The following is a 19,564-nucleotide window of genomic DNA, read 5'->3' on the forward strand; positions in this document are numbered from 1 at the left end:
CAGGCAAAGGAGGTTACGGCTGGCGCGCCGCCGCAGTGTTAAAAAACGCCATCGTCCGCTTAACGTATTCTTTTTTATTCGCTTTGTAAATCAGCTCGTGCCGGCCTTCGGGAAGCAGCCACAGGTCGGTATTCGGAGCGGACTGGTTCTCGTAGATCGATTGCGCGATATCATACGGCGCTTTGGAGTCTTTCATGCCGTGAATGAACAGGATCGGTATCGGGTACTCTTTTTGTTTGACATCCTGATACGGAATCTGGTTCATACTCGTGCCGTTCATAATCGGGAAAAACAGGCGAATCAGCGGCAAGGAAGGAAACCGGGGCAGATCGACCTGATTTTTAATGTTATGGTAAAGCGTGTCGGGCTCGAGCAGAAAGGTGCTGTCGAGAATCATCGCTTCGATGTCTTTGCTGTACAGCGCCGTCTGCAAAGCGGTGCCCGCTCCCATGGAAAAGCCCCATACGTACGTGTGCTTCGTCCCGATTTTCTTCAAAAAGTCGATGGCGCCCTGCAGCTCCAGCGCCTCCCGAACGCCTCCCGTCACGGACATATCCGTACCTACATAAGCGTAGTCGAACAGGAGAACGTTGAAGTTTTGTTTGTTCAGCTCTTTGGCGAGACTGTAGAAGGGGACCCACAGCTCTTCGCGGTTGCCGCCGTAACCGTGGGAGAAGATGACCGACCGGTCGGAGCCGGCCGCCGGAATCAGCCAGCCTTCCAGCGTGCTGCCGCCGTCGCTGCTCGTGAAGACGATGTCGTCATAGGCCAGTCCTGCGGCCTTCATCGGGTTCGAGCTGAGCGGAGCGATCGACGGCCGGCCGAGCATCCAGGCGATATAACCGTGGAAAGCGACGATCGCTCCGGTACACAGAACGATCAGCAAGGCAAGGGGAAGCAGCATAAATAGCTTTTTGTACGATTTGCCAATGTTAGCGTTTTCAAATACAGGTGTGTTGTAAGTTGTGGATGAAACGTGGGTCGTCTCCATGGGGTATCCCTCCTTGATCGATGATGCACTTCGAGTTGCGTAATAAGGGAGGTTCTCTGCTTGGATCGGGATACAATCGTTGCGGTCAGGGACAGGGTGCCGATTGGAAAGGAGACTCGCTCCGGCAAGCGCAGGCCGGCGGTAGGGGCAAGAATCCAATCGTATACACGTAAGTAGTTATCTTAATTCTATAGTATTCGTTTACAGGCCTGTTGGTCAATAGATGCCGGATAGGAAATGTGTAGAAAAAGGCAGTCCGGAGTCTCTTTACGATCCGAAGAAGGATAAGGTATACTTGAATTAAAACTGAGTTTCATATAATGAAACATGTGGAGCGAATCGAAGATGGACGATACGAAGCTGACCGTACGCGCCGTGGAACGGGCGCTCGATATTTTATCCTTGTTCACCGACGAGACCGAGCTGAGCCTCACCGAGATCGCCGCCAAGACCGAGCTTCACAAGAGCACGGTCCACCGGCTGCTCGCGTCTCTGGAAGGGAAAGGTTATCTGGTCCGCAATGCGGAGACGGAAAAGTACCGGATCGGCTTCCGGATCTGGGAGCTTGCCGCCAACATGTCGCAAAGCGACGATCCGGGAGTCCTGCTTCAGCCCGAGATGGAACGGCTGCGAGATTCGCTCGGTGAGACGATCAGTCTGTATGTGCGCGACGGGAATGAGCGGATCCGGATTCAGGCGGTGCAGAGCAATCAGGCGATCCGGCGGGTCGCTCCGATCGGGGCGCGGCTGCCGCTCAGCGTGGGCGCTTCAAGCAAGGTGCTTATCGCTTTCGCCGAACCGGATGAGCAGGCGCAGCTGCTGCAGGAGCTGGAATGGGCTTCGCCCGCAGACCGGGATGCTTTCGTCGGTCAACTGGGGGACATACGCCGGTTGGGTTATGCGACCAGCATCGAGGAGCGTGAACCCGGCGCGGCCGCCGTGTCGGCTCCGATCTACAACCGTGCGCACAAGCTCGTCGCCGCACTTGGCGTATCGGGCCCTTCCAACCGGCTGACGCTGGAGAAGATGAAGGAGCATGCGATGCTGATCATCGAAGGCGCGAACCGGATGGGGAAAATGCTGAAGTGAATTTAGGAGAAGGTTAGTACGCTTCTCGTATCTATGGAACCTGGGCCGTGATCGGTATTGGATGCATGGGGGAAATATGGAAAAAAACCGTCTCTCTTCAGAATGGAGGGACGGTTTTTTGAGTTGGAGCGAAGGTACCGGTTCCCTTCCATGCACCAACGTATGGGTTTGCATGCCAAAGGACCGTCACGACACCCTGTTCCGGACCGTTTTACTTTAGCAACCAAGCATGGCAGTTTCCGGTTTTACGAGAAACAGCCGGATTCGCTTCAAAGCCGAGGTCTCGCTTAGTAGGGTTATTTTTGTACGGGGCGCCGCGGAGTGGCGGTATTGGGCTGGTTCATGCGTGGCATGCCGGGGTAATAAACGGTAGGCGGCCTTCATCAACAAGAAGGAGGAGATCGCATGTGGGGACTCTTGATCAGTATCGTGATGGCCATTTTAATTGGGACGATCGGAGACGCCCTTGTGAAAAACCGGATGCCGGGCGGTATGCTCGGAGCGATGGTTGCCGGATTTGCCGGCGGCTGGCTCGGATCGCTGCTGCTTGGCAGTTGGGGCCCGGTCATTGGCGGTTTTGCAGTCATCCCGGCCATTGTCGGCGCCGCATTGTTCGTATTACTGCTGGGGATGCTGTCCCAAGCGATTCGAAAGTCGGCCTAGCGAATAACCGGATAAATCCTATACGGCAAGCAGAATGAACGATGGGATAACGCGATACAAACCTATTGAGGAGGAATTCGCAATGAGCAAACGCAATCTGCAAGGTTCCTGGAAAGCGGTATGGATCGGAGGAATGGTGGGAGCGACGGCCGCCTTGCTTTTTGCTCCCAAATCAGGCAAAAGGCTTCGCCGTGATCTTGTACGCGGAGCCCAGGATCTTCGCGATACTACGAGCGAATGGGCCAAGGATGCATCCTACAGCACTCAAAAAGCGGTCAAGCAAGTAAGCGGGTACGCGTCCGAATGGTCGGATCTCGCACGGGGTATGGCCCGTTCGGTGCTGCGGGTGCGCAAGGCAAAGCCGCGCAGGGGGTTGCTTTGGCGCTAATCACGGGTGGAAGGAACCGGAGCGGGGCCGGAATCACGATAACAGGAGGCGAGGCAGGATGACGTTAAGCGAATTAAATGTAACGAGGCCGTTGGTGGAATTTTGGAAAACTGCATTTCGGCTAGGGTTTCAGCCTTCCGAGACGGAAGGCCGCAAAGTGATCCAGCTGACGTTTCGTTCTCCTGAGCGTGACGGCGCAATCACGTACCGGATTCCGTTTTTGTCGGACGGCTCCGAGCGGATTACGCTGCTCGTTCAGCAAGCGGAGTTCAGCGGAGACTGGAGCGGCGGCGAGGGTGCCCCCGTAACCGTACGGGATGAAGCGCACCGGAAGCTGTGCGAGCTGATCGGGGAATCGGCGCACCGTGTGCGGGAGCGGGAGACCCCGAGCGCTGGGGCCGGAATCGGTCAGGCGGAGCAAGAGGCGGACCCGGCGCTGCACATGACGTTAAACGGCGTGATGGCGCAGGATGAACAGGATCTGATCCGACTCGGCAAAGAGATGAAAGCGATGAAGACGAATACGGAGCTGGAGCAGGAAGGGATGATTCCCGATCCGATTCAAAATTGACGCCGGAAGGCGTCTTTTTTTGCGGCGTAACGTTAAAAGCGACACTGCAAGGAGTAGTCCCCTAAGCTTCAAAGAGCGATTTTCCGATGTTGAAGGTTTTAGCAGGATGGTGCTGGAACTTATAACAGGGATCGGCTTAACGGAACGGCGTGTCGGGAAAGGGAATTCCCGAAAGCGGCAACGCTTGCATAGGGAGTAAAAGTAACGGGATTCACTGAAGCTGAGTAGCTGCCGCTGTATTTCATAGTGGCCTGAGACAGGCCCGTATGACCGGGCTGATCGAGGAGATGACGTTCCACTCCATGGACCATAGGGTAGCGGAATGGCTGCTGCGGCAGCCGGGCGGGTCAACGGAGATCCCTTTGTACATCACTCATGAATCGCTGGAGTAGGAGGATGAAAAATGTGGGACGTGCGGATCGAATTGTGCGAGTAGCGGCGGGTGCCGGATTATTGTCGATGCTGTTGGTTGTGGAAGGTCCCTGGAAATATGCGGGACTGCTCGGGGTTCCGCTGCTGCTGTCCGGGCTGGCGGGGATTTGCTGGATGTACCGGCTTCTGAAAGTCAACACCTGCCCGGTCAAGCGGCCATGAAGAAAGCGTGCAAGAACGGAAACTTTGGACGGAGCGCAATCGAGGGTGGACCGCAATCAAGAGTGGACGAAGCCGGGATGAACCAGATCCGGGGATGAAGCAAAACCAAGGTTGAACTAAATCGAGATTGAACCGGCACCAAGATTGAACCAAAACAAAGGATAGATCCCATCTTAGGTTGAAAGTTGAGCCGAAGATCAGGGAGCCGACGGGGGATAAGGGGGGGGAACTCTTATTTTTGGATGAACCCCCATTTTCTCGAAAATAAGAGCTTTTTGCAGCGCTTAATCGGAAGAAATATGAGTAACTTCAACCAGAAATGGAAAATAAGAGATACAAACAACCTTTACTTCCCAAAAAAACAAACAAGTTCCCGATTAAGAGCTGCAGATCGCTCTTATAAATACTGCTTTAAAAACCTGCTTAAAAACCTGTTTTAGAATTACTGCTTTAAAAATACAGCCGGCCTGGCCGCCATCAGCGGACCGGAGGCCGGCTCATCTAGTTATGAAACTGTCTCGGCGCGGGACAGCAGGTCCATCCATTCGCGGGAGGTCAGACGCCTCTCCATAATCCACGCTACGGCGATCGGTCTGCGCTCATGCCGGACCAGTTCGTCTTCCTTCAAGTAATAGCCGTGTTCCTTGGCGATCTGATATACCATACAGAAGTGCTCCGCGCTTTCGACGGCTTGCTCCAGCGAATCATAGGCACAAAGCGTACGCCCGAAGCCCAGCGGGTTGGAACGGGTTTGAATATTCACATTGAAGCAGCGATCCGTCTCGAATACCAATATGTCACTGTCAAAACAACGAATCTGATGTTTCACTGTCATGACATTCACCGCCTGTCCTTAGAATAAGGGTTAAGCCTGATCGTACGGTACGATGCTTGCTTGTACTAGGGTATCCCGTACTTCTACTTAACCGGAACGCCGCGATTTGAAACCGGTTACGGAGAAGTTCGTCTACACCTCAATAAATGACCGTCCCTTCTTACGAAATTGGCATGACCTCCAAGGCGGCCGGCAGTATGATAGGATAACCGAGAGGATGGAGAGGGGAATCCGGATGAAACGTCGAAGCACGGTTTATACACTGCACAAAAGGGAAAATGCCCGCCGCAACGCAGAGCGGTTCGAGTGGGCGAAGGCGCTGAGGGACCGCGCGGTGAACGAAGCCGACAGCTATTTGGCGATCGGGCATGAAGCGCTGTGGAATCTCGTGCCGGGGCAGACACTGCCGCGCAGCTACGGGGTGAATCAGCGTCTCGGAAGTCCGGTTACGGGCAAGGAGATCGATAAGTACGGCAATTATCCGTACCAGGCCGACCCGCTGAAAGCGCCCTGGAAAATAACGGACCCGAGCAGCGGACTGTCGTTCCCCACGAACGATTTCGCGGCGTATTATGCCAGCGGCCTCGACGAATCGGGCCTCTTCCGTCCGGAAAGGGCGGACCGCAGCTTGCTCGTCAACACGATGTATCCCGAGAGAGGCCCGGACTGGGGCGTCGACGACGGCTACGGCTGGACGGATGAGAAAGGGAATACGTATACGTTCGTCGCTTATTATGTACACTGGTTTTTGTGGCACCCGGGCACGGGCGTGATCTTAAAGGCGCTTGCCGCGTTGCGCGACGCTTACCTATACACCGGCAGGCCGGAATATGCCGCAGCCGGCATTGTGCTGCTGCATCGAGTGGCCGACGTCTATCCAAGTCTGGACGTAGCCGAGTATGACAAAACGATTTTTTTGAACTCGCACGGAGGGACCGGACTCGGCCAGGCGCTCGGCTCGATTTGGGAGGCTTCGCTGGTCAAGCAACTGCTTTACTGCTACGACGCTTTTTTCCCGGCGATGGGCGAACCGGAGGCGATCCGCTTTCTGAACGGGAAATCGCCGGCCTTGTCCGGGACCGGTCATACGGCGGAAACGCTGTGCAGTCATATCGAGCACGGGATCGTGAGGCAGGTATACCCTGCCGTGAAGGCGGCAAGAAACTACGGGAATACCGGCTTCCACCAAAGCGCGCTGGCGCTGGCGGCCGTCGTACTCGACCAGGAGCCGGAAACCGGGGAATGGATCGCCTTCAACGGCCGTGCGGGGAAAAGACTGAATCAGCCTTGGCAGGTGACGGGCGGCAACATATTGTCGGCGCTCGTCAACGACGTCGACCGCGACGGTCACGGCAACGAAGCTTCGCCCGGCTACAACGCCTTGTGGCTGAATTCGCTGCTCGAGGTGGCGGATATTATGGAAGGCTATTCGGATGATCCGGCGGCGGATTTGTACCGGCATCCCAAATTCCGCAAAATGTTTGATGCCTTTATCCCGTTAATATGCTCCGGGCGGTTCGTGCCGACGATCGGGGATACCGGCAAGACCGGAAATCCCGGTATAGGGTTTAAAGGTTCCGTGTTTGTAAAGGCGTTTGAAGTATACGGAGATCCGGTATTCGCGCAGGCCGCCTACTTGATCAACGGGAACGGAACTGCGGGGATTACCGGAGGGATGTTCTCGGATGATCCGGAGCGGATCGCGCGCGACATCGAGGACGTAATTGCAAACCGCGGCCGGCTGCGTCTGGACAGCGATCAGTTTACCGGGTACGGCTTCTCCGTACTGAGGGACGGCGAGGAGGGCGAAGAAGGCGGAGCGGACGGAAGCGCGGCGGATACAAGGCGGGACGTCTGGATGTATTACGGCCGCAACACGGGGCACGGGCACCGCGACACGCTGAATATCGGGATTCACGCGTTCGGCATCGATCTAACGCCGGATCTGGGCTATCCCGAGTTCGCCGATGCGGTCGATATGCACCGGGCCCAGTGGGTGATCGGAACGACGAGTCACAATACGGTGCTGGTGGACAAGAAAAAGCAGGACCCGCAATGGGTCGGCGAGCCCCGACATTTTGACGACGCCGGCCGCATCAAGCTGATGGACGTCGAAGCTCCGCAGGCGTACCGCCACATCTCGATGTACAAAAGGGTGACGGCGATGGTCCGCGTGGGGCGGGAATCGTTTTACGCCATCGACCTGTTCCGCGTACAGGGCGGCCAGGACCATCATTACAGCTTCCACGGCGCCGAAGGGCCGGTTACGGTCGAGGGACTGAGCCTGGTCCCGCAGAAGGAAGGAACGTATGCGGGGGCGGACAGCTCGTTCGGCGTCCGCCCGGAAGGGGACGATGTACCGGGGGCGGCTTACAACGGAGCTGGCTTCCACTGGCTGAATAACGTCGAGCGGGACCGCAATCCGCAGCGGCAGTTCAGCGTTGATTGGTCTGTCGTCGACACCTGGGGAAGTTTGCCGGAGGGCGAACGGGGAACCGTGCACATCAGGCTGACGATGCTGGGCGAGTTCGACGAGGTTGCCTTGGCGGACGGAGTGCCGCCCCGCAACAAACCCGGCAACCCGCCCTCCCTCCGCTACGTGCTGGCCCGCCGCCAAGGCGGCGATCTGTCCAGTTTTTTCACCTCGGTCCTAGAGCCTTATCAGGGTGAACGTGTTGTACGGGCGATCCGGCTGGCGACTGTGGAGCGGAAGAAGGCCGGTTTGGAAGCTGCAGGAATCGGAGCCGGAGCCGAAGCGGAAGCGAAAGGAGCTGCCGCGGGCGATCTGGCCGCCCGTGCGGTCCGGGTGGAGCTGGCGTGCGGTAGAACCGACTATATCGTCAGTTCGCTTCATCCGGATGAGGAGCTGCTGCTGGACGGCGAGATCGTATTCCGCGGGGCGTTCGGATTGTATTCCGAGCGTGCGGGCAGCCCGGAGTACGCTTATGTCCATGACGGAACGGAGATCGGACGCGCGGATTCCGCGGAACGGCTGGTGCTGGCGGCGGGAAGACGTACCGGCAAAGTAACCGGATTTACAAAGGAGCTCCGCGATCGGAACACGATAACCGTACAGCTCGAAGGAACGGCGGAGGCGGCGGAACTGCAGACGCTCGCGGGTCGGTTCGTATACGTTGCGAATGATGGCGTCCGCAATGCGGTCTACCGGATTCGGAGCGCTTATGCCGGTCTCGGAGGCGGGACGGTGCTGGATATCGGGGATATGACGCTCATACGCTCGTACGCCGATCCGGAGGACTATGCCAAAGGATTTGTTTACGATATCAAGGAGGGTGCGGCGTTGTATATTCCGTTATCCGCCGAAAGGGAGTATCCGCTAGACTGAAGGGATAGGTGGAAGGGGCTGCCCCACGTTTATTGCGATGTTTGCGCCCCGCTGAGCACCGATTTTCCCGGCGCTTGGTGCCCGGTCACACGTCGGCTTACCCGAGAAGAAGGACCTCGTCCTCCACGTTGCAGTGGAAGCCGAGGTCCTTTCGCTTCGGAATCGGGACGCTGCGATGTAGGCGAACTCTACTGGAACAGCTCCTTTAGACGTTGGAGCCGGCTTTTCGCCCCCTCAGCAGATCGCCGGTCCAGCCTTTGCGCCATAACCAGGCGTAGATGACGGCGGTCAGCAGCAGCACGGCCGCGCAGGCGGCTCCAAACCCGGAAGACCAATCCGCAAACGGCAGCAGATCGAAATTCATCCCCCATAGGGCGCCGATGACGGTCGCCGGCGTGAACAGCACGGTGAAGATCGTCAGCGTTTTCATAATTTCGTTGCCGCGCACCGAAGAGACGACCTCCTCCATCTGCAGCAGCGTATCGATATGGTTCTCGTGCTTGCGAAGCAGCCGCTCGATCCGTTCGAGCCTCAGGCTCAACCGGAGGCCTTCCGGCAGCTCGTCCGGCTCGTCCAGAAACGATTCGCGTACGGCGTCCCCGGCTTCACGCAGAGGAGTCAGAGCCAGACCGAATCGAATCAGCTCGTGCCTCCGCTCCAACAGCCGATCCACAATCCGCTTGCGATTGCGTTCCCGCATCGACTGTTCCAATTCCCCGAGCCGGGCCTCGTAGCCGTCCAGCGCCGCATGCAGCGGCTCGACGAGCGAGCACAACAGGACACAAAACGCCTCGTGGGCCGTTCTGCAGCGTTCCAGGCGCTGGGCCCAAGGTGATTCCTCCAAGCGGATGTCCAGCCCGCTGCTTGCCGGAATAACGGTGATCAGCCGCGATTTCATCACATGGAAGTGCAGCGGAGGACATTCCGGGTGAGCAGGCTTCGAACCGAAAACGAACTTGTGCCGCAACGTTCCGTACAGGACGGGCAGCCCGCCCGATGTCGCCGTCACGATCGTCAAATTGTCGTCTTCCTGGCTTAAGCGTTCGATCCAGGCAGCCGTGTCCGCGTCAGTGACGAAGAGATCGTCCTTGTGCGGGGGAAGCTGCCGCCGAACCCACTGCCAATCGGCAAACGAATCCGGGCTTGAGTATTGGCTTGAAGTAGGCTCGCTCATATCCGCTCTCCTCTCGGAATTGCGGTCCCGGCCCTTCCGAAGAGGCACGTCCGTTCTCCGGTCGGCTCCGGGCTGTACGCGCCGTCTTGGTTCTGCTTTGCCTGTCGCAGCGCGCGTAGGGCGAAGCTACGGCTCCGGGTTCTCGTCCTCCAGCAGCGCTTTCAGCTTCTCCGTAGCCCTTTTCAGAATGCGGGATACGCTCATTTGCGAGACGTGAAGCTGTTCGGCTATCGCCCGCTGGGACAGCCCGGCTTCGAAGACGAGGGACAGCACCTTTCGTTCCTCGAGCTTCAGATGAGCCAGCGCCGCTTCCAGATCCATCCGGTTATCCACCGACTCGAAATCGTTAACCGGCGCGCCGATCAGATCGCCCAGCGTAGAGGTGGATTCCTCCTCCGATACGGGGGTGTCGAGGGAAACGTAGTGGTACAGCTCGCGTCCGGCGAACACCTCCATCGTCTCCTCGTACGACAGTCCGAGATGGTCGGCGATTTCCTCGATCTTCGGAGAACGCTCCAGCCGGATCGTCAATTCGTCGACCGCTTGCTGGAGCAGGGCGCCCTTTTCCTTAATGCGGCGCGGCACTTGAATGTACCAGGACGTATCGCGAAGAAAATTTTTCATATGCCCGATGATGCTTTTCATAGCGTAAGGTTCGAACGGGCTGCCCTTTCCGGCGTCGAACTGGTCGAACAAGCGGAGAAGCGACATTTGCCCGACCTGAATTAAATCCTCGTACAGATCGGGACGATTTCGGGACATTTTGCCCGCTGCCATTTTGACCATAGGTTCGTATTGCCGGATGAGCGTTGTAGCCAAATCGTCACTCGGGTTGCGCTGATACTCGACGATCAGTGCAGCAGACGAATTCGGGCAAGGCCATGCCGGGTTAGAGCTCATGCCATCTCCTCACTCCTGCCCAGACGCTTCGTCATGACGACCTCGGTTCCGGCACCGCCGTTTACCTCGACCTCATCCATCAGCGCCTGCATCAAGTATAAACCTAGCCCCCCGGCTTCGATTTCATCGATCGTCTTGCCGTGCAGCGATGGAGACGACTGAGCATCCGCGGCTGTCACGCTAAAGCTTTTTCCTTCATCCTTCACGGTAATGGAGAGAGCATCCCCGTCAATCAGGAAACGGATCTCCATCATGCCCGTTCCTTCGTAAGCATACAATACGGCATTGTTGCAAGCTTCGGAAACCGCCACCTTCATATCCTCAATTTCCTCGTACAAAAATCCCATCTTGGAGGCAATTCCATATAAAGTTAACCGGACCAGGTCGACGTATTCCGCCGTGGCCGGAACGCGAAGCGTGACAGTCGGTTCAACGGATTTCATCTGGATTGTATCGATCCTTTCTTAGTGAGCTTGAGCGGCCGACGACGGGCCGACTTGGGTGAGAAACGGCGTAATGCCGGTCATGTCGAACAGTTTCTTGATATTGGGCGGAATTGCTTCTACCGTGAAAGACCCGTTCCTGGCGTGACGCGCCTTCAGCACCGATATCAGAATGCCGATCCCGGTGCTGTCGATGTAGCGGAGCTCCTTCAGGTTCAGCGTCAGGATCCGGTCACAGAGCTCGACAAGCGGCTCCATGACCGCCCGCATCTGTGAAGCGACTTCAAGATCGAGCTCGCCGCTTATATACACGGTGCACCGACCTTCCTGGGTCTCGGTGCGCAGTTTTAATTTATCAGAGGTATGCTTGTTCAACTCGGTTCATCTCCCTTATCCGAACGTCTATTGTTATTTAACCACAAAAAATCGGGTTGAAACATGCCGGCGGCATCGAAAAGCAAATCGTTTAGGAAAGACTTGGGGCGGGTAACGACAAGTAAGCGTTGCTTCGCTACTATACAAGACGGAAAGGGAGCGATCGTATGGCTATCGAACAAAACCGGAACGTCGAAATCGAGAAAACCAATGTGGAGAAAAAGATGGATTCGAGCCTGGTGGCGTCCACCTTTATCAAATACGCGGCCTATATCGTCATCTTCTTCGGCGCGCTGTATTTCCTCGTCAAATACGTCTTTCCGATGTTCTAATTCTAAGGAATAGAAGGCGAGCGTGGCCGTTCCCGTCTTGCGCGCAGCTTCTCTCGGGTAACCCGTATGGGGGATCGGGAGTGCGGGCCGTAAGCGGGAGCGGCCTTTTTCCGGCGATAGCCGGTAGGATGTTCCGTTTTCTCAATAGATAAAGGAATTGCCGCCCTTGGAATGGAGGATAGAAGGCGTCTGCGGGAATGGGGAGATACCGGGGAAGCGCGGTTAGAAGTTGGGCCGGGTGCCGGGTCCGGATTGCGAGTGATGTCGAGCAGCCTCGTGTGAATGGGCACCGTGCGCCAGGGGTCGCTCGCGGTGTGGGAAAATGGGGCCGTGTGCGCCAAAGTCTGTGCTGGGAGCAGTGTGAATCCCGAAGGAAGGGGGTGTTCGGATCGAGGGTGTCCAAGGTTTCCGAAGGCATTCATAGATGCGCGAATGAAATAGCAGTCTTTTGCACCTCTTATTTTTCAGTTATCTGGCTTTTTTGGGGGAATAGAAGCTATTTGCAGCTTTTATTTTTGGACGTATTTCCCGTTTATCGCTCATCCCTCCCTATTAAGAGTCTCTATCATCTCTTATTCTTTAAAATACTTGAATTTACTCTAAAATAAGATGTGCAACCGACTCTTATTCTGCTGCCCAGTTGCTTAGCTCCTCAACTGCTCAGCTTCATCGATCTTCAGTTGCTCGACCCCTTGCATGCTCAGTTCCTCAACTCCCAACAGCCCAACAGCTCAACGGCTCAACTCTCAACCCCTCAACTCAGCAGGAATTGGTTCTGCTCAATCTATACGGCGGAAAGGGAGGCAGGAGGGGGCCACTCCCGAGCCTCTACCGACCCCCAAGCGCGCCCCGAGGCAGCACAAAGAGCCGCAACCCGGAACGGTAGTCCGGGAGCGGCCCGTGGCCGATCTGACATGCCGGCCGGCTACAGAATCGCCGAAGCTCCACCTTCCCGCAGAGCCGACTCCGCATAAGGCCGGCCGGTCCGGTCCGAGTCGACGACGACCAGCAGTCCGCCTTGCTCAATTCGGTCCAGACAGTAGTCGGTATCCGACTCCTTGAGTCCGAGCGCATCAATCTTATGTCTTGCATTGCTGTCCCCGTCGTAGAGAGCGGCTGCCCCGATTACCGGTCCGACGTATCCGTCTGCAGAACCGGGCGCGGAATAGCCGGAGGGATGGGTGAGATAGGCGGCCGCTCCCAGCATACCGATCGGCCCGAACGGCACCCGATCCTCAAGCGGCTCCGGCCTGCCGCCTGCGTAAGCCTCTTCTCCGCGGAGCCGGTCTACCGGCATATCGGTTTCGGCGATCACCCGCTGCGCGTGATCGCCGTTGCCGGCAATGATCCGGACCGACTCCGAACCGAAGCCTTGCGCTTCCAGGGCTTCGACCGCGCGTACCACACCCGTCTCTTCCTGAAATATACCGATCGTTCTTTCCATCGCAATCTACCTCCCGCCGCTTGGATTGGCCTCTCGGCCCTGTCTATTATTACCCCCGGGCGGGACGGTTGAAACGATAAACGGCACCGCTAACGCAGCAGCGCCTCCTTCCAGCGGGTCAGCGTAAGAGGCTTCGTCAGGGCGACAAGGCCGCCGGCCGCCTCTTCCGCCGGGAGCAGAGCGGCTTCGCCGTCGCGGTTCGCTACGAGGACGACTCGCCGCCCTGCGGCGGCAAGCTCCTTGGCGAGCGGGATCGCGCCGGGCAGCTTCGCTCCGAACACGAGCAGGCTGGCGGGGTCTTGCGCCGAGACGGCTTCGCGCAGCTCTGCGGGATCGGAGGCGTTCAGGATGGTGGAGCCGTACCCGAGCCGGCGAAGCAGACCGGCGTTTAACAGCGCCCGGTAAGGCCGCGTATCGGCGATAACCGCCGTTAAAGGGACTCCGGACGTCCGGGCGGCAAACTCTTCGGCTGCGTTATCGGCGGAGGCAGCCATCTCCCGCAAGGAGAGATCGCCGCCGGCGCTGCCTGCATCGAGCCGCGACGCGCGGATCGTGAATACGAACAGCGCGCCGTCCCGCTCCTCCGTGACCGAGCGGATTTCCCCGCCCATCAGCTGCACGAGCGACTTGCAGATCGCCAGCCCCAGACCGGTTCCGCCGTAACGGCGCGACATCGAGGCGTCGAGCTGGGAGAACGGCTGGAACAGCCTGCTTTCCTTATCCTGCGGGATGCCGATTCCGGTATCCTTGACGGCAAATTCGAGATAAACGGTGTCGGAGGGGGCCGCACCCGCAGCATCCATAGTATCCGAGGCGGGCCCATCCGTAGCGGCGGCCTCCGACACATCCGCCGCTTCGGCCGAATCGGCCTGGTCGGCAGGTTCCTCGGCCAGACGAACGAGCACGTAAATACCGCCAGACTCGGTAAATTTAACCGCATTGCCGATCAGATTCGCCAGCACCTGCCGCAGCCTCGACGGGTCGCCGACAATCCAGCCGGGTACGGCCGGGTCAATATCGGCCAGCAGTTCCAGGTTACGCTTCGCCGCCTCCGCGCGGAACAGATCGGCCGCTTCGGCGATGCACGCATCCAGTTGAAACGGCAGTTCCTCCAGCTCCATCTTCCCGGACTCCATCTTCGTAAAGTCGAGAATATCGTTCATCACCTTAAGCAGCGCATCCATACTTTTGCGGATTATTAGGGCGTATTCCTGCTGCTCCGGCTGCAGATCGGATTCGAGCAGCAGATCGGTCATGCCGGTAACCCCGTTCATCGGAGTGCGGATTTCATGGCTCATGACAGCCAAAAAGTCGCTTTTGGCCCGGGAAGCAAGCTCCGCCGTTTCTTTCGCCTCGATAAGCAGAAGGCTTTGCTTCTGGAGAAGCTCTTCGGAGCGCTCCAGCTGTCTCGTATGCTCCTCGAGCATCTCGTTGGAGCGCATCAGTTCCTTGGACTGGTTTTGCAGTTCCTCGGTGAGCGCCCGGGATTGCCGGAGTAGTTCTTCCACATGCAGCCGGTCGTGAATCGTGTTCAGGATCGTGCCGAGCTTCTCGGCAAGCTGCTTCAATAGCTCGCGGCGGATGAAGGTGAACGGGAGGAGGGAGGCGAGCTCGATCACGCCGATCACGTCGCCGCGGAAGCGGACTGGATAAATAAGCAACTGCGCCGGTACGGTCTCCCCCAGGCCCGACCGGATGCGGACATAATGGTCCGGAATGCCGTCCACCGTCATCGGCTTGCCGTCTTGGGCACATTGGCCGATCAGTCCCTGGCCGGTCCGGAACGATGGATCTACCACCACGTCGCCGCCGCTTGCGGCGTATACGCCATGCAGGGTCAGGCTGTCCGTGCGCCGCAGCTCGTCGTACATGTAGATGGCGCCGTACTGCGCTCCGAGCACGGGCGCGAACTCGGTGATGAACGTTTGCGCCACCTGGCCGATATCAGTGGCGTGCTCCAGCAGCTCCGTAATCCGCGCCATATGCGTATTAACCCAGGCCTGCTCTTCCTTGGCCATGTTGTATTTCGCTTCCAGCTCGTTTTTGGCGTGCAGGTCCATTGCGATCCTTTGAAATACCCGGGCCAGCTGGCCGAGCTCGTCCTTCGATTGCACCTCGATACGCTGCAGCGACCGCAGCCGGTGCTGACCGAATTTTCGGGCCATACCGGTCAGCAGGCTGAGTCCCTTCGTGATGCTCGGAATGACCCAGAGCATAATGCACAGCGCGATCAGGATGCCGGTCACGGTCAGGACGGCTGTCGCGCTGACGGATTGGCGGTAAGTGGCCTGCGAGGCCGCCAGCTCGGCGTCGAGCGCCCGCTGGTGATAGCCGGACAAGCTTTCCAGACTGCCGAGAAATTCCTTCTGCGTGTCGTTGCCCACCGTCCTGCGGTATTCGAGCGCGGCGCTCATCCGGCCTTCCATCAGCATCGAGAGGACGTTGTCCTTGAAGGTCCGGAACCGTTCGGCTTCCCGGACGGCCGTATCGACGAGTTGTTGCTCGGCCGGCTCCTGCACCCGGCTTTGCAGCTCGGCGAGCTGCCGGATGACGTTGTCGACCGACTGATCGATAACGTCGAACCGGCTTCTGGGGCCGTCCGCATCGAGCAGGACGTTGTTGATTTCCCGGGCGGCGGTGTTGACGTCCCCGTGAATGGTGGAGGTCAGCTTTACTTTGGCATAACGCATCGTGTAAAACTTCTCCAGGGCATCGTTCATATTGGCCATCCGTTCGTAGCCGATCGTCGTAATGACGATCAGCAGAGCGACGAGCAGGCCGTAGCCCATGACGAGCTTCGTTTTTATTTTCATCAGGAGCTGTCTCCTTTGCGGACTTCGACGACAACCAGACATCGGTCGTCTTGGCGCGCGTCAGGCTCGGGCTCGAGGAAAAAACGGTTTTCCAGCAAGGCGCAGTCCGCTCCGCTTTCCAGCAAAGCGTCCAGCAGCCGGTCGACGCGCTGTTCCTCGCCGGATTCGATCGATTCCAGCACCCCGTCCGTGTAGAGGAACAAACGGTCGCCTACGTTCAGGTCGAGCACCCGTTTCTCGACTTCGATCTGCTCGAACAGTCCGATTGCGGTACAGCCTCGCTCCAGCCGCTCCGGCGCGGAGCCGTCGCCCCGGGACAGCAGCCCCGGAGGATGGCCGGCGTTGACGTATTCGGCGGTGCCGCGGGCCGTATCTACAACCACATACAGGCAAGTGAAGTAATATTGGATGAGCGGATTCGAAAATTGAAGCTGCATCGTCCTCCGGTTCAACTCGCGAATGACGAACTCCGGATCGACTCGGGTCAGGATCGCATCCCTTAGAGCGGAAGCGACGAACATGCAGACGAGCGACGACGAGATCCCGTGCCCCATCGCATCGATGACGGCGATGCCGTAACGGTCGCGGTCGATCCGATACCAGGCGTACAGATCGCCTGCGAGGTCGTCGGCGGGGCGGTACAGCCCGCGGATCGACAAGCGGGGCTCGTCCACCGGGGAAGGAAGCGCGGCGGCCTGCACCTGGCGGGCCAGCTCCAGCTCCTCGCGGAGCCGCCGGTCCCGCTCCTTGTGCCAGTCCATCTCCGTCTTCAGGCGAAGCGCCGCGCGGATTCGGGCGAGCAGCTCGATCCGGTTGATCGGCTTGGTGACGAAGTCGCTTGCTCCCGCATCCAGCGCCTCCGCCAGCTTGTTCGAATCGCCGACGGCCGTCACCATAATGACCGGGATATCGCGCCATTGCTCGGACTGCTGCACTCTCCGGCACGCCTCGATGCCGTCAATGCCCGGCATCATCATATCCAGCAAGATCAGGTCGATCTTGGGCGGCGGCAGCGGCGCAGGATCGACCAGGCCAAGAAGCTGGAACATTTCTCCGGCGGAAGAAGCGGTCTCGATTTTGGCGTAGCCGGCTTTTTTCAGCATCTCCCTTACGACCATCACGTTCATCGGGTTATCATCTACAATCATAATGCGCATCGTTTGCTGCTCCCTTATCGATGGAATCGTTCGAATATCCGGCGATGTTCTCACGTTAGCTGTACGTTCATACTATCTTATCGGCCAAAAGGCTGTCCACCCGGGCTGAAACGACAAGAAGGAATGAGAGCGGGCTGGCTCTCATTCCTTGCCTGTTCCGGAACTTCCCCGGACGGGGGCCGGCTGGCTCATTGTCGCATCCTACAATATCCTCTGGGTCGCGGACCGGGCTCTCGCCATAATGATCACCTTGCCGCGATCCAGCTCCGCTTCATGCATTTCCGCTTCGCGAGGGGTACAGCCCATCGCCTCCAGCTTGGAGCGCAGCTCGTCTCCCCTGGAGCGGAACATATTGGCGATACTTTTGATAACGCCTTCTTCTTCCAAAGTGATCGTATTGACATCCGCCGCTCCCGCCAAGTACTCGGTGCGATCCTTATCGTGCGCCAGGACGAAAATATCTTCAGGCAAATAGCCTTGACGGTGAAGCGTGTTGATTTCCTCCATCGCCCTAGCCCCGTTATCGACTACTTTCAAGAAAACTTTTTCGTTCATAGTGAACGCCTCCTGTTGGTTGCCCCGGTGGGGCGAATGCCGATCTTGTGCACGAAGCCGGTGTTGGATGCGGGGATAAACATTTCAACATGGGTGAAGCATCGCTTCCGGTCCGGCATCGTACTAGTACTCCGTAACGTTTAGATTACAGGGTATAATCTTTTGAGCTTAACCCGAGCGTCTTGTGTCGTAAATTGCCAATTGACGGTGGAGCGTTCGGCATTCCGATCGGCTTGCCAGGCCGCAACACGTACGATCATTTCTTCTTTTGTAGAGACATAACCGGACAGGGCTTGGCGACTGAGGACGCCAATTTCGATTTCGGCCATATTGAGCCAACTGCCGTGCTTCGGTGTATAATGAATTTCCAATTTATCGGCCAATCGCTTGGCTTCAGCGGGTTCAAATTGTCCATGACGAGAACAATCCGGTCAGCTTCTGGATAATGAACGTCCACCAGTTCCTTGATGCAGGCCGCGAAATCAACCCGCGCTCGCTGATCCGAGACGTGCACGCGACGTTTGGATTCCAGCGGTGCAAACATCATGAACAAATTGACGACGCCATTGCGTTTGTACTCATAGTCGATCCGTTCCGGCTGATTCGGTTTGGCGGCAATGGACGGCCGCGTTTCCAGGGTCAGTTGCCGATTCGTTTCATCCAGACAGATGAGCGGGCGCTTGGGATCATGAGGACGCTGGTAGACATCCAACACGTCTTCCATGCGTGCGACAAACTCGCCGGAAGCTTCCGGAATACACCATTGTTTCTTCAGCCATGGTTTGAGTTTGTTTTTTTCATCACCCGTTGCACGGTCATGTGCGAAACAGCATCGACGATTTCCAGTTCGACCAAGCGATCAGCGAGCAACCGAACCGACCATCTGCCGTAGCCTTCCGGTGGTTGACTGCATGCGATCGCGATCAGTTTCGCTTCGGCTTCGCCATCCAGCTTGGTGCTGTAGTTAGTTCGCTTTTCTCGCTCCAGCGCGGTCTCAAAGCCTTTTTCGACCAAACGTTTTCGCAAATTCCGAACGGTGCTTTCACTGACATTATAAGCTTCTGCAATCCGGGTATCCGGCCACGACGGTCCGTGCTCGCCTTCGTCGGCTTTCAGCAACATGTGCGCATGTTTGATCTTGTAACCGGCCATTTTTCCTTTATTGATCAGTTGTTCTAATTGTTCGCGTTCTTCTTGGCTCAATTCGACTACCCATCTTTTTTCCATTGCCAGTCCCTCATATCCTTTTTATTGGATATATCGGCTGGTTGCATCATTACCATTAATTTCTTTCGTTACGGAGTACTAGGCTTTTATTAACCGGGGGAGGACAGGTTGAAACATAAGGTTTCTAGCAGGAATGACTTATCACTGGGTGAAGCGCGGTCTGATGTGAAGTAACGAAAAAGACGCAATCAACGGCAAGCGACAGCGAATAAAAGGGGAGGTTCGGGCGAGAAAACGCGTCATGTTTCATTCGGAGGGCAGCGGGTAATGAAATGTACCGGCAATACGTCGGACATCCATAATCCCAAAAGGACAGGTGATGCATATGTTAAGCTGGGCCGCTTTATTCCTCGTTATCGCAATTGTAGCCGCCATATTCGGATTCGGCGGCATCGTATCCGCAGCCGCTTCGATCGCGAAGGTGCTGTTCTTCATATTCCTGATCTTGTTCCTGATCTCGCTGTTTACCGGACGCCGAGGTTCGGCATAATTGCACAGCATCGGTACAGACGGCGCCTCCCCTGAAGCGGGAGCGCGGCATCAAGGCCCGCCCGGCGACAGCCGCCTGGCGGGTCTCCTTGGTTGTGCGGACGTAAGGTGCCGGCAGCCCGCAGGACTATGGGAGTGCGGTTTTATCCGACCCGGACGATGGAAATGGGCCGCTGCT

Annotated in this window: 19 protein-coding genes and 1 pseudogene; 9 read left to right on the plus strand and 11 right to left on the minus strand. The window is 57.4% G+C overall.

Annotated features, from left to right (window positions below):
* Window positions 1–13: 13 nt before the first annotated feature.
* Window positions 14–991, minus strand: coding sequence for an alpha/beta hydrolase (locus IDH45_RS19700; RefSeq protein ID WP_190929837.1), 978 nt, complete (start codon window positions 989–991; stop codon window positions 14–16).
* A 345-nt stretch (window positions 992–1,336) separates the two neighbouring features.
* Between IDH45_RS19700 and IDH45_RS19705 the strand changes: the two genes are divergently transcribed.
* The 6 genes from IDH45_RS19705 to IDH45_RS19725 all read left to right on the plus strand — a co-directional run bounded on the left by IDH45_RS19705 (window position 1,337) and on the right by IDH45_RS19725 (window position 4,296).
* Complete coding sequence (locus IDH45_RS19705; RefSeq protein ID WP_190929838.1) at window positions 1,337–2,080, plus strand: IclR family transcriptional regulator; 744 nt, start codon at window positions 1,337–1,339, stop codon at window positions 2,078–2,080.
* Window positions 2,081–2,485: 405 nt separating this feature from the next.
* Window positions 2,486–2,743, plus strand: a complete 258-nt coding sequence (locus IDH45_RS19710) for a GlsB/YeaQ/YmgE family stress response membrane protein (protein WP_190929839.1) — start codon at window positions 2,486–2,488, stop codon at window positions 2,741–2,743.
* An 82-nt stretch (window positions 2,744–2,825) separates the two neighbouring features.
* Window positions 2,826–3,131, plus strand: coding sequence for a YtxH domain-containing protein (locus IDH45_RS19715; protein WP_190929840.1), 306 nt, complete (start codon window positions 2,826–2,828; stop codon window positions 3,129–3,131).
* A gap of 58 nt (window positions 3,132–3,189) precedes the next feature.
* On the plus strand, window positions 3,190–3,702 hold the full coding sequence (locus tag IDH45_RS19720; protein WP_190929841.1) for a hypothetical protein: 513 nt from the start codon (window positions 3,190–3,192) through the stop codon (window positions 3,700–3,702).
* 266 nt (window positions 3,703–3,968) lie between these two features.
* Entirely contained in the window at window positions 3,969–4,094 is a 126-nt protein-coding gene (locus IDH45_RS34705) for a hypothetical protein (protein ID WP_263364839.1), read from the plus strand.
* A 4-nt stretch (window positions 4,095–4,098) separates the two neighbouring features.
* Window positions 4,099–4,296, plus strand: coding sequence for a YgaP family membrane protein (locus tag IDH45_RS19725; protein ID WP_190929842.1), 198 nt, complete (start codon window positions 4,099–4,101; stop codon window positions 4,294–4,296).
* 505 nt (window positions 4,297–4,801) lie between these two features.
* Here IDH45_RS19725 and IDH45_RS19730 read toward each other — a convergent pair.
* Entirely contained in the window at window positions 4,802–5,131 is a 330-nt protein-coding gene (locus tag IDH45_RS19730; protein WP_190929843.1) for a hypothetical protein, read from the minus strand.
* Window positions 5,132–5,366: 235 nt separating this feature from the next.
* Here IDH45_RS19730 and IDH45_RS19735 point away from each other — a divergent pair, with 235 nt between their 5' ends.
* Window positions 5,367–8,477: a heparinase II/III domain-containing protein gene (locus IDH45_RS19735; protein WP_190929844.1), complete on the plus strand. Its 3,111-nt coding sequence runs from the start codon at window positions 5,367–5,369 to the stop codon at window positions 8,475–8,477.
* 205 nt (window positions 8,478–8,682) lie between these two features.
* Here IDH45_RS19735 and IDH45_RS19740 read toward each other — a convergent pair whose 3' ends face one another.
* The 4 genes from IDH45_RS19740 to IDH45_RS19755 form a co-directional block, all read right to left on the minus strand.
* Window positions 8,683–9,651: a magnesium transporter CorA family protein gene (locus tag IDH45_RS19740; RefSeq protein WP_190929845.1), complete on the minus strand. Its 969-nt coding sequence runs from the start codon at window positions 9,649–9,651 to the stop codon at window positions 8,683–8,685.
* A gap of 126 nt (window positions 9,652–9,777) precedes the next feature.
* Window positions 9,778–10,551 carry a sigma-70 family RNA polymerase sigma factor gene (locus tag IDH45_RS19745; protein ID WP_190929846.1) on the minus strand — a complete coding sequence of 258 codons (774 nt, stop codon included), beginning with the start codon at window positions 10,549–10,551 and terminating at the stop codon, window positions 9,778–9,780.
* Window positions 10,548–10,994: an anti-sigma B factor RsbW gene (gene rsbW / locus IDH45_RS19750; protein ID WP_190929847.1), complete on the minus strand. Its 447-nt coding sequence runs from the start codon at window positions 10,992–10,994 to the stop codon at window positions 10,548–10,550. The genes IDH45_RS19745 and rsbW overlap by 4 nt, the downstream gene beginning before the upstream one ends.
* Window positions 10,995–11,015: 21 nt before the next feature.
* Entirely contained in the window at window positions 11,016–11,369 is a 354-nt protein-coding gene (locus tag IDH45_RS19755) for an STAS domain-containing protein (RefSeq protein WP_190929848.1), read from the minus strand.
* A gap of 167 nt (window positions 11,370–11,536) precedes the next feature.
* On the opposite strand from IDH45_RS19755, the gene IDH45_RS19760 reads away from it, so the two are divergent.
* A complete protein-coding gene (locus tag IDH45_RS19760; protein ID WP_190929849.1) occupies window positions 11,537–11,701 on the plus strand; it encodes a hypothetical protein in 165 nt (54 codons plus the stop codon).
* A 925-nt stretch (window positions 11,702–12,626) separates the two neighbouring features.
* Here IDH45_RS19760 and IDH45_RS19765 read toward each other — a convergent pair.
* The 5 genes and pseudogenes from IDH45_RS19765 to IDH45_RS19785 form a co-directional block, all read right to left on the minus strand.
* On the minus strand, window positions 12,627–13,145 hold the full coding sequence (locus IDH45_RS19765; protein WP_190929850.1) for a hypothetical protein: 519 nt from the start codon (window positions 13,143–13,145) through the stop codon (window positions 12,627–12,629).
* A gap of 89 nt (window positions 13,146–13,234) precedes the next feature.
* Window positions 13,235–15,958, minus strand: a complete 2,724-nt coding sequence (locus tag IDH45_RS19770; RefSeq protein ID WP_190929851.1) for an ATP-binding protein — start codon at window positions 15,956–15,958, stop codon at window positions 13,235–13,237.
* Complete coding sequence (locus IDH45_RS19775) at window positions 15,958–17,115, minus strand: PP2C family protein-serine/threonine phosphatase (RefSeq protein WP_190929852.1); 1,158 nt, start codon at window positions 17,113–17,115, stop codon at window positions 15,958–15,960. The genes IDH45_RS19770 and IDH45_RS19775 overlap by 1 nt, the downstream gene beginning before the upstream one ends.
* A 201-nt stretch (window positions 17,116–17,316) precedes the next feature.
* Entirely contained in the window at window positions 17,317–17,670 is a 354-nt protein-coding gene (locus IDH45_RS19780; RefSeq protein ID WP_190929853.1) for a general stress protein, read from the minus strand.
* A 140-nt stretch (window positions 17,671–17,810) separates the two neighbouring features.
* Window positions 17,811–18,897, minus strand: a pseudogene (locus IDH45_RS19785) (IS630 family transposase).
* A gap of 325 nt (window positions 18,898–19,222) precedes the next feature.
* On the opposite strand from IDH45_RS19785, the gene IDH45_RS19790 reads away from it, so the two are divergent.
* A complete protein-coding gene (locus IDH45_RS19790) occupies window positions 19,223–19,387 on the plus strand; it encodes a DUF1328 domain-containing protein (protein ID WP_190929866.1) in 165 nt (54 codons plus the stop codon).
* Window positions 19,388–19,564: the final 177 nt, after the last annotated feature.

Origin of the sequence: Paenibacillus oceani (genome assembly GCF_014705615.1) — a bacterium.
Taxonomy (GTDB): Bacteria; Bacillota; Bacilli; order Paenibacillales; family NBRC-103111; genus Paenibacillus_AB; species Paenibacillus_AB oceani.

What these genes read in the sequence shown, in the direction of transcription:
- IDH45_RS19700 (WP_190929837.1), bottom strand. Translation starts at nt 991, where the DNA reads ATGGAGACGACCCACGTTTCATCCACAACTTACAACACACCTGTATTT.
- IDH45_RS19705 (WP_190929838.1), top strand. Translation starts at nt 1,337, where the DNA reads ATGGACGATACGAAGCTGACCGTACGCGCCGTGGAACGGGCGCTCGAT.
- IDH45_RS19710 (WP_190929839.1), top strand. Translation starts at nt 2,486, where the DNA reads ATGTGGGGACTCTTGATCAGTATCGTGATGGCCATTTTAATTGGGACG.
- IDH45_RS19715 (WP_190929840.1), top strand. Translation starts at nt 2,826, where the DNA reads ATGAGCAAACGCAATCTGCAAGGTTCCTGGAAAGCGGTATGGATCGGA.
- IDH45_RS19720 (WP_190929841.1), top strand. Translation starts at nt 3,190, where the DNA reads ATGACGTTAAGCGAATTAAATGTAACGAGGCCGTTGGTGGAATTTTGG.
- IDH45_RS34705 (WP_263364839.1), top strand. Translation starts at nt 3,969, where the DNA reads ATGACCGGGCTGATCGAGGAGATGACGTTCCACTCCATGGACCATAGG.
- IDH45_RS19725 (WP_190929842.1), top strand. Translation starts at nt 4,099, where the DNA reads ATGAAAAATGTGGGACGTGCGGATCGAATTGTGCGAGTAGCGGCGGGT.
- IDH45_RS19730 (WP_190929843.1), bottom strand. Translation starts at nt 5,131, where the DNA reads ATGACAGTGAAACATCAGATTCGTTGTTTTGACAGTGACATATTGGTA.
- IDH45_RS19735 (WP_190929844.1), top strand. Translation starts at nt 5,367, where the DNA reads ATGAAACGTCGAAGCACGGTTTATACACTGCACAAAAGGGAAAATGCC.
- IDH45_RS19740 (WP_190929845.1), bottom strand. Translation starts at nt 9,651, where the DNA reads ATGAGCGAGCCTACTTCAAGCCAATACTCAAGCCCGGATTCGTTTGCC.
- IDH45_RS19745 (WP_190929846.1), bottom strand. Translation starts at nt 10,551, where the DNA reads ATGAGCTCTAACCCGGCATGGCCTTGCCCGAATTCGTCTGCTGCACTG.
- rsbW (WP_190929847.1), bottom strand. Translation starts at nt 10,994, where the DNA reads ATGAAATCCGTTGAACCGACTGTCACGCTTCGCGTTCCGGCCACGGCG.
- IDH45_RS19760 (WP_190929849.1), top strand. Translation starts at nt 11,537, where the DNA reads ATGGCTATCGAACAAAACCGGAACGTCGAAATCGAGAAAACCAATGTG.
- IDH45_RS19765 (WP_190929850.1), bottom strand. Translation starts at nt 13,145, where the DNA reads ATGGAAAGAACGATCGGTATATTTCAGGAAGAGACGGGTGTGGTACGC.
- IDH45_RS19770 (WP_190929851.1), bottom strand. Translation starts at nt 15,958, where the DNA reads ATGAAAATAAAAACGAAGCTCGTCATGGGCTACGGCCTGCTCGTCGCT.
- IDH45_RS19775 (WP_190929852.1), bottom strand. Translation starts at nt 17,115, where the DNA reads ATGCGCATTATGATTGTAGATGATAACCCGATGAACGTGATGGTCGTA.
- IDH45_RS19780 (WP_190929853.1), bottom strand. Translation starts at nt 17,670, where the DNA reads ATGAACGAAAAAGTTTTCTTGAAAGTAGTCGATAACGGGGCTAGGGCG.
- IDH45_RS19790 (WP_190929866.1), top strand. Translation starts at nt 19,223, where the DNA reads ATGTTAAGCTGGGCCGCTTTATTCCTCGTTATCGCAATTGTAGCCGCC.